The sequence below is a fragment of the Hyphomicrobium sp. genome (assembly GCF_020852195.1).
GTDB lineage: Bacteria > Pseudomonadota > Alphaproteobacteria > Rhizobiales > Hyphomicrobiaceae > Hyphomicrobium_C.
This window is the reverse complement of the sequence record NZ_JADZBI010000170.1, coordinates 1-4,627: the sequence shown is the minus strand read 5'-3', so window position 1 is coordinate 4,627 and position 4,627 is coordinate 1. Positions and strand designations below refer to the sequence as shown.

The 4,627-nt window shown below is 61.8% G+C and carries 6 protein-coding genes; all 6 read left to right on the top strand.

The annotated features are described in order from the left end of the window. Window positions 1–963 (top strand): glutamate 5-kinase (gene proB, locus IT540_RS14540; RefSeq protein ID WP_291179312.1); only part of this gene is annotated, 963 nt, incomplete at its 5' end. A gap of 72 nt (window positions 964–1,035) precedes the next feature. Further along, the gene (locus tag IT540_RS14535) at window positions 1,036–1,854 is read left to right on the top strand and encodes a penicillin-binding transpeptidase domain-containing protein (protein ID WP_291179311.1); all 819 of its coding nucleotides are present in this window, start codon (window positions 1,036–1,038) and stop codon (window positions 1,852–1,854) included. A 378-nt stretch (window positions 1,855–2,232) separates the two neighbouring features. Then, a complete protein-coding gene (locus tag IT540_RS20840; RefSeq protein WP_366029956.1) occupies window positions 2,233–2,751 on the top strand; it encodes a ubiquinol-cytochrome c reductase iron-sulfur subunit N-terminal domain-containing protein in 519 nt (172 codons plus the stop codon). A 79-nt stretch (window positions 2,752–2,830) separates the two neighbouring features. Continuing rightward, entirely contained in the window at window positions 2,831–3,265 is a 435-nt protein-coding gene (locus IT540_RS14530; protein WP_291179309.1) for a GNAT family N-acetyltransferase, read from the top strand. 587 nt (window positions 3,266–3,852) lie between these two features. Continuing rightward, window positions 3,853–4,140 (top strand): BrnT family toxin, encoded by a 288-nt coding sequence (locus tag IT540_RS14525; RefSeq protein ID WP_291179308.1) that lies wholly within the window; start codon window positions 3,853–3,855, stop codon window positions 4,138–4,140. After that, window positions 4,112–4,393, top strand: a complete 282-nt coding sequence (locus IT540_RS14520; RefSeq protein ID WP_291179313.1) for a hypothetical protein — start codon at window positions 4,112–4,114, stop codon at window positions 4,391–4,393. Before IT540_RS14525 ends, IT540_RS14520 begins: the two co-directional genes overlap by 29 nt. The last annotated feature ends 234 nt before the right edge of the window (window positions 4,394–4,627 follow it).

Here is a 4,627-nt window from a genome sequence, read left to right as displayed (position 1 = left end):
TCGGGCGCCATTGCACTCGGTCGGCGCCACCTCGGGCTCGAGCCCGGCAAGCTCAAACTCGACGAGAGCCAGGCTGCAGCAGCGGTCGGCCAGATCCGACTCGCGCACGCGTGGAAGGAAGTGCTCGACCAGCACGACCTCACGGTGGCGCAGATCCTGCTGACGTTCGGTGACACCGAGGAGCGTCGTCGGTATCTCAACGGCCGCAACACGCTGTCGACGCTGTTGAAGCTCGGCGCCATTCCGCTCATCAACGAGAACGATACCGTGGCCACCGCGGAGATCCGCTACGGCGACAACGATCGCCTCGCCGCGCGAGTCGCACAGATGATCAGTGCCGACTGTCTCGTGCTGCTGTCGGACGTCGACGGGCTGTACACCGCCGATCCGACCAAGGACAAGAGCGCCGTGTTCATCCCCGAGGTCCGCGGCATCACGCCGGAGATCGAGAAGATGGCCGGCGGGGCGTCGTCATCGGTGGGCTCGGGCGGCATGGCGACCAAGATCGCCGCCGCAAAGATCGCGATCGGCGCCGGTTGCCACATGTGCGTCGCCATCGGGCACGAGATGCATCCGCTCAAGCGCATCGAAAGCGGCGCGCGCTGCAGCTGGTTCTTTCCATCAACCAATCCGGTCACCTTCCGCAAGCAGTGGATTGCCGGCTCGCTGAAGCCGGCGGGCGAGTTGCACGTGGACGAGGGCGCCGCCGCAGCGCTGAAGCGGGGCAAGAGCCTGCTACCTGCCGGCGTCACACGCGTGAAGGGCAAGTTCGAGCGCGGCGACGCGTTGCTGGTCCGCGATGCGGAAGGGAACGAGATCGCGCGGGGGCTGTCTGCCTATTCGAGCGACGAGGCCGCGCAGCTCTGTGGCCGCAAAAGCAACGAGATCGAAGCGGTACTCGGCTTCCGCGGCCGCGACGAGATGATCCATCGCGACGACCTGGTGGTCACGGTCACCGAGTGATTGGCAAGCGGTGATCGGTGGCCGGTGACCGGTCGTCGGTATGCACCATTGAGGCAAGCGACGGGGGGGCTGATGGAATTGCAGCGGAGTTTCCTCGCGGGTGTCACGCTGCTGTGCGCCGTCATCGGCGTGTCGAATGCCGCCAGCGCCGCTGACGCGCCGTCGCAATCCTGCTTCCTCCTTTACGAAGTCGGCGTGGGCGAAGTGGTTCGCGAACCCGCCGAAGCCTGCCGTGTCGCCGTCAGTCCGGGCGCCACGTTCAAGATTCCCCATGCCCTGGCCGCGCTCGAATCCGGTGTCGTCGCCGATGCGGCGCAGGTGACGGCGTTCGACGGCAAGCCGGAGGGTCCCGAGTCCGCTAGCCGCGATCATTCGCTGGGCTCGGCGGTGCAGTACTCGGTCGACTGGTACTTCCAGCGCGTGGCCGACAGGATCGGCCTCGAACGCGAACGCATCTACCTGCAGCTGTTCCAGTACGGCAACAAGGATCCTGGCCGCGACATCAAGGACTTCTGGACCAGCGGCGCGCTGCGGATCACGCCCGAGCAACAGCAGGATTTCCTGGTGCGCTTCTACCAGCAGGAGCTGGACGCCTCTGCCGTCTCCGTTGCCGCGCTGCGCAAGATGCTCGAGCAATCCGCCGGTGCGATCAGGACTCCCGACGGCGACCGCGCGTTCGCCAAGCCGTGGCCGAAGGACGCCGTTGTCAGCGCCCATTTCGCCAACACCCTCGATCGCTCAGGACGCGGCGTGCGGTGGCTCGTCGGGCATGTTGCTCGCGGTGAGCGTGCGTACGTGTTCGTGAGCTGCGTCGTAGGTGCGCCGAGTCTCGACGCGAACGCTGCGTTGGACCTCGCCGCGAAGGCGCTTCGCGGGGCGGAGGTTCTTTAAGGCTTTCGGACCTTCCGGAGCCGGGACGGACACAGGGGTGTGGCCTGGCCGGTGATTGTCTGTGAGGTCATGCCGCGGCGTCGGAAGGGTGCCCGCTGACATTTGCTTGGCAGGTCTTGAAACGTCACTCCCACCGGGTACTACCGTCGTGTGCTCATGCGACGGAGTGCCGCTTATGTAGGTGTGGCAGTGCGTCACTCGCAGTCGGCCAGCCCACACCCCTGTATCCATCCCGGCGGAATCGGACTCAGAATCGGACTCGGAGCCGGCCATTGCTTCGCTCGGCCGGGTTGCTACGGAGGGGGTGCTCAGGCAGATTAGGCGCATGACCTTCGCGATTAATCACGCAATTGGCGCGTCTACTAATAGTTGGTGGTCATGAGACACAGGCGGCGCCTTCTCAAAATCGGCCTCGCGCTTGCTGCCCTCGTAGGGCTGGGGGGCGTGGCGGTTCCATTTGTGTCGTCGCTCAATCCATCAGCAACAGCAGGAGCCGGCCTGCCGCGTCTTAGCATCGCTGGCCTTGAGCCCGGCACATATCGATACTTCGTGGTGACTGAGGGCCGGGACGTGCGAGATGGTTATCTCGTCCTGCGTCGCGACGACGGTGGCATCGGGGTGTTTCAACTCCGATTCAAGGGCGAAGCAGTCGTACTGCCGGACTTACATTGGTGGTCTTGGGGAAACGTGTGCATAAACTTCGTTCCCGTCCCAATGGAGGGCCGCCTTTTGCCCGGAGGAACTATCCATTGCTCTGACACAGACCTCGGAGAATGGTCACAAGCCGAGCACCGATGGGACTACTTTGGAAGGAACCTCGGATCGATGCCGGACGATCTTTACACGCCAAAGCATGTAATCGAGCGAAGTGAAATAGTGATTGGGAAGTCCATATGACTGCCAACAACGCGTTCGAGAATGACGCTGTGCGAGCGCCGCTCGTGCGCGCATCTCAACGCGGTCGTTAGGCAACGCGGTGCGCAAGGTCGCGGTTCGGCAAGCGAGTGATGATGATAGGTCGTTCATCTTCGACACCTACGCGACGGTCATGCGCCCCTATGTCGAGTGGGCCTGGGGATGGGATGAAGAGTTTCAGGCCGGGGGCTTCTGGAAAGCGCATCGCATTGAAGATTTCCAACTGATTCAGGTAGACGGAGTTCGCGCTGGCGGCCTATGTGCACGCCGAGAAGGCGGCGTGCGAACCCTGCAGATGGTGATACTGGGACCCGAATATCAAGGTCAGGGGATCGGAGGTGGACTTGTCCAGGCGGAGATTGAGAAAGCTCGCCTCGCCGGGGAAGTCGTGAAGCTCTGCGTGATCAAGTCCAACCCTGCGAGACGCTTGTACGAGCGTCTCGGCTTCGAGATCGAAATGGAAACCGATGCCTTGTACATGTTGCACATTTCCTAACGTGAGCGCAGCCGGTCTTCAGTGCCGCGTTGACCTTATGAACTCATGCCTTGCGATGCACGCTGCGTTCCGCGCGGCAAAATTCGGACGTTAGACCCATGATCCGCGTTCTTCCAATGGCTCTCGTGGTTCTGCTTGTGGCCTGCGCTAAGGTCTCGTCCGACGACGCAACGCGAATCGCAGCCGATCGGCTATCGACCATCCCCGATGGACCAAGCTTCAAGGGTGCTGCGCTTCTCTCATTGCTTTCCACAACTGCGCAGCCAGATGGGAAATACCTTGTAGAGCTGACGGACACACGGACCAAGACTATGTGGGCTGTAGTCGTTCACCCCTCTGGTGGATCAGAAGTCTCAAGGAAGTCAGTGGAAGAATGAGGTAAGCGCATGGTCCAGGATCGTATGTATCGCAGTTAGAGCGCAGCGGATATGGGCTTTGGTGCCGGGCGAGGAAAGCGGGAAAACGTGACGGGCGATAGCTACGTTATTCCGGTTTCCTCGCCCGGCACCAGAGTTCAGCGCGGCGGCATGATTATCTAGCCATACATTGGTATGGCGAGTTGGCCATACGGATGGTAGGATCTTTCAATGTCGGCAAGCTTCGACTGGGATCCAGACAAGGATGCGGAGAACCAGCGGAAGCATGGCGTCTCGTTCGTGTACGCGCAGGGTGCATTCCTTGACCCGGCTCGCGTGATCGCCCGGGATATGGGTCACAGCGAGGCAGAGCAGCGATTCTATTGCTTCGGTCAGGTGCCGGACGGGATCCTGACCGTGCGGTTCACCTATCGCGGCAAAGTCATCCGCATCATTGGCGCCGGTTTCTGGCGTCGGGGAAAGAAGCTGTATGAAATCCGGAACAAAATACACAAGTGAACCGATGGGCCGCCTCGAGGTGGTGGAAGATTTCCTCCCGCCCCCCGATCAGCTCGTCCTGAAAGACGACGGGATCAAGATCACCCTTTCCCTGAGCAAGAAGAGCATCGACTTCTTCAAGGCTCACGCGGCGCAGTCCAAGGTCCCGTATCAGCGGATGATCCGCAGTCTTCTGGATAGCTATGCGGAGCGTTATGCCAAGCGTCCCGTGACCACGCGAACCACCGGGCGCGCGCAAGGCTCGCGCCGCTGAACGCAGTCGCCAGATTATCGTTGCCGCACTAAGAGCGATGGGTGCCTGGCAGGGAAGCCGGAGGCGCTTCGCGGGGCGGAGGTTCTTTAGAGTCTTCACGAGGCCGGCCATCGGTGCCGGGTGAGCTGACCAGTATTTGACGGACACCCAGATTACCTCACAGAGTGGGGTACGGAGGTGTCAGATGGGCAGAGTCCGTAAGAAGTATCCGCGGGAGTTCAAGTTGGAGGCGGT